Genomic DNA, 3,718 nt, shown 5'->3' on the forward strand with positions numbered 1-3,718 from the left:
GGACCGCGACGGCTGCGCGGTCCCTGGCGGCGGTGCTTCCGGCGGCGCGTCGGGTGACGCTGCCCGGTCACGGGGCGGACGTGCCGCCGGAAGCGATGGCGGGGGCCGTGGCCGGCCTCCTCGGGATCAGTCCGTGACCGTCGCCCGCAACCCGGTCAGCGGGGTGTGCTCGCGGCACGGTGGTCTCAGAAGGGCCGGCGCGCCGTGACCAGGATGCGCGGCGCCTCGTCCACCAGCTCGTTACCCGTCGCGAAGTGCATGTGGAGCCCGCGCAGCGCCGCCTCGTGCCGGGCGACGGCGGCCGGAGTCAGGTCGGCGAGGTCGGGCACCTGCCACGCCGCGACCCTCAGGTACCAGAGCACGGACGACAGGTCCTTGAAGGTGCGTGTGCCCGGGTATTCCTTGGCCTCGACGATCTCGAGCCCGGAGGCGACGAGCCCGTCGCAGATCACGTCGATGGTCACGCCGTCCGGGTCCCAGCCGAGCGGCACCCGGAGCGCCTGGTTGAGCGCGATGCCGTCGCGCGTGTCCACCTGCTCGGTGATGAACGTGCCGCCGGGCTCGACCACCCGGCCCACCTCGTCGGCGTCGATGGTGCTGAACCGGCTGAGCACCACGCTGAACTGTCCGTCGAAGAAGGGCAGCAGCACGTCACCGGTCCAGGACGGCTCCACCCGCCGCACGTCCACGCCGAGCGGCTCCAGGCGGCGTCGGGCCGTGAGGAACGCCGGGCCGACCTCCGTGGCGGCGGACGCCGTCGGCAGCGGGCCGAGGCCCGCGAAGAAGTTGCCGTCACCGGTGCCGATGTCCAGGACGGCACCCCGCGAGGCGCGCACGATCTCCTGCGCCAGGGCGGGGTAGTCCCAGTTCGGCGTGTCGGTCGTGAGACGGTCGTCGACGGGGGTGGCGTCGAGACCACCGGTGAACAGCGCCGCGGGGGTCGCGGGGGTAGCCGGGGCGTTGCGGGCCCATTCGATGTGATCCTCGAAGGGCGCGTCCGGCGCCGGGGCTGGGGCGATCGAGACGTCAAGCATGTGGGAGATTGTGGCGCAAACGGGGAGTAAGGGCTAACACTGGTGCAAACACGACCGGAGGAGTCGTCGTGATGGCAGATCCAATACCGGGGACAACGCTGCCACCAGCAAATACACGATTTCCGCTGCGAGTGGTCGGCTTGATGTCCGGGACATCCCATGACGGGGTCGACGCCGCGGCGTGCGATCTGCGACTCTCCGGCGACACGCTGGTGCTCACTCCTCTCGGACACCTCTCGGTGCCCTTTCCGACGGCGCTGCGGTCCGAGCTGGTGGCCGCCCTGCCGCCGGCCGCGACCACGGCTGAGGCGGTCTGCCGTCTCGACACCGGAATCGGGCAGGCTTTCGCCGACGTCGCGACGCGGGCCGTCGACGAGCTCTGCGGCGGCCACGCCGATCTGGTCGTCTCGCACGGCCAGACGCTCTTCCACTGGGCACCCACGGGTGATGGTGTGCGTGGCACCCTGCAGATCGGCGAACCCGCGTGGATCGCCGAGGCGACCGGACTGCCCGTCGTCTCCGGCCTGCGCACCCGCGACGTCGCCGCGGGCGGGCAGGGCGCCCCGCTGGTCGGCCTGTTCGACGCGCTCTGGCTCGCAGGCCGCCCGGGCACCGCCGTCGCGCTGAACCTGGGCGGCATCGCGAACGTGACGGTGCTGCCGACGACAGACGGCGCCCCGGTCGCCTTCGACACCGGCCCCGGCTGTGCGCTGCTCGACGCCGCGACCAGGTACGTCACGAACGACCGACTCGCCTTCGACGCCGACGGCGCGCTGGCCGCGCGCGGCCTGGTGGACCCGGGCCTCCTGGCGCGGCTGCTCGACGAGCCCTATTACACGCGGCCCGCGCCCAGGTCCACGGGCAAGGAGCTGTTCCACCTCTCCTATCTGCTGGACCGTGTCGGCCCCACGCCGCCGACGGCGGAGGACCTGCTCGCCACGCTCGTGGCGCTCACCGCCCGCACGGTGGCCGACGCCGTCCGCGACACCGCGACCGAGGTGGTCGCCTCAGGCGGAGGAACGCGCAACCCGGTACTGATGGCGACGCTGCGCGCGGAGCTGCCCGGCGTCGTCGTCCGGACGTCGGACGAGCTGGGCGTGCCGAGCCAGGCCAAGGAGGCGCTGGCCTTCGCGGTGCTGGGCTGGCATACCTGGCACGGGCTGCCCGGGGTTCTGCCGGGGGCGACGGGGGCCCGGCACCCGAGAGTGCTGGGCTCGGTCACGCCGGGAGCGGACGGGCGGTATCCGCCGGGACGGAGCCCAGGTGCAGAGCGGCCGGGACGGCTGGAGATCTCGCGGGCGGCCTGACCTCTGTACCCCTGCCCTCGGTGAAGTACGTGTGGAAGGAGAACGGAACGACCATCTCCACCCGATCTCGCGGGGAGAAGTACCCATGCCGGCAGCTCGGGGCGGCTGCGGAGCCCGGCCATGACGAAGGCCCCGACTCGATGAGCCGGGGCCTTGCGTACAACGTGCGCGAGGGGGGAGTTGAACCCCCACGCCCTTTCGGGCACACGGACCTGAACCGTGCGCGTCTGCCTATTCCGCCACTCGCGCGCTGCGAGGAAGACGTTAGCACGGCTCAGAGGCAGATCCCGAATCGAATAACGGTGAAGTGGTTCACGTCCCGTCGCAGGTCTAGTAGCGTGCGGATCCGCCCACGCCTCTCCTCGCCGCGCCACCTGAGGGAAGATCGGAGAAGATCCGCAGGACATCCACAGTATTGGAGTCTGCGGGGACCTACCGGTCTATACGATCTAGGTAGTCTGCCCGGCGCAGACCCTGGAAGGAGGTGGCATGGGCGCCCTGGACCGCTTCGAGAAGAGCGTGGAGCGCATGATGAACAACGCGTTCGCCAAGGTGGGACGTGGCGAAGTGAAACCCGTCGAACTGGCGAGCAGGCTGCGACGCGAGCTGGACGACCGTGCCGCGGTCGTCGGACGCGACCGTACCGTCGCGCCGAACGAGTTCACGATCGAGCTCGCTCCCGACGACTTCGCCCAGATCGAGGCGTGGGGCGCACAGACCCTCGCCGACGAGCTCGCGTCCAACATCACTGCGTACGCCGCGACGCAGCACTACGCGTTCGTCGGCCCCGTGAGCGTGACGTTCGACGAACAGTACGAGCTGGTGCCCGGCCGATTCACCGTGCGCTCGCGCAGCGTGCAGGGGAGCGTCGCCCCGGCGACCTCCGGCGCGCCGACCGGACGGCACCCGCTCATCGACATCGACGGGCAGCGATACCTGCTCACCGGGCCGGTGACCGTCATCGGGCGCGACGCCGAGGCCGACATCGTGGTGGACGACCCGGGTGTCTCCCGGCGGCACCTCGAGATCCGCGTGACGCCGGACGGCGTCGTCGCGACCGACATGGGCTCGACCAACGGCCTGTACGTCGAGGGCCACCAGGTACCTGCCGCGACTCTGCTCGATGGCAACACGATGACCATCGGCCGTACCCGCATCATGTTCTGGACCGGCAGCGCGTCCGGTGCGGACAACGAGGACTGGTGAAGATTCCGAGATGAGCGAGCTGACGTTCACCCTGCTCCGGCTGGGCTACCTCGTGCTGCTGTGGGTGTTCGTGCTCTCCGCCGTCGCCGTGCTCCGGCGCGACCTGGCAGGACCACGCGCCTCCAGCAGCCGGCGTCGCCGGCCTGAGCAGGCGGGACCTGCCCCGACGCC

3 protein-coding genes and 1 tRNA gene are annotated in these 3,718 nt (G+C 71.1%); 2 read left to right on the forward strand and 2 right to left on the reverse strand.

What is annotated here, in order from left to right:
• Positions 1-185: 185 nt before the first annotated feature.
• Positions 186-1,034 carry a class I SAM-dependent methyltransferase gene (locus PROKR_RS00290; protein ID WP_051432541.1) on the reverse strand — a complete coding sequence of 283 codons (849 nt, stop codon included), beginning with the start codon at positions 1,032-1,034 and terminating at the stop codon, positions 186-188.
• Positions 1,035-1,105: 71 nt separating this feature from the next.
• Between PROKR_RS00290 and PROKR_RS00295 the strand changes: the two genes are divergently transcribed.
• Positions 1,106-2,341 (forward strand): anhydro-N-acetylmuramic acid kinase, encoded by a 1,236-nt coding sequence (locus PROKR_RS00295; protein WP_281171657.1) that lies wholly within the window; start codon positions 1,106-1,108, stop codon positions 2,339-2,341.
• Between the two features lie 165 nt (positions 2,342-2,506).
• Here the strand turns inward: PROKR_RS00295 and PROKR_RS00300 are convergent.
• Positions 2,507-2,590: transfer RNA gene (locus PROKR_RS00300), tRNA-Leu, on the reverse strand.
• 240 nt (positions 2,591-2,830) lie between these two features.
• Between PROKR_RS00300 and PROKR_RS00305 the strand changes: the two genes are divergently transcribed.
• Positions 2,831-3,547: an FHA domain-containing protein gene (locus PROKR_RS00305; RefSeq protein ID WP_020017306.1), complete on the forward strand. Its 717-nt coding sequence runs from the start codon at positions 2,831-2,833 to the stop codon at positions 3,545-3,547.
• Positions 3,548-3,718: the final 171 nt, after the last annotated feature.

This window comes from Promicromonospora kroppenstedtii DSM 19349 (assembly GCF_000515355.1).
Classification (GTDB): Bacteria; Actinomycetota; Actinomycetes; order Actinomycetales; family Cellulomonadaceae; genus Promicromonospora; species Promicromonospora kroppenstedtii.

Bases quoted from the DNA above. Each gene is read 5' to 3' on its own strand.
- PROKR_RS00290 (WP_051432541.1), bottom strand. From the start codon at position 1,034: ATGCTTGACGTCTCGATCGCCCCAGCCCCGGCGCCGGACGCGCCCTTC.
- PROKR_RS00295 (WP_281171657.1), top strand. From the start codon at position 1,106: ATGGCAGATCCAATACCGGGGACAACGCTGCCACCAGCAAATACACGA.
- PROKR_RS00305 (WP_020017306.1), top strand. From the start codon at position 2,831: ATGGGCGCCCTGGACCGCTTCGAGAAGAGCGTGGAGCGCATGATGAAC.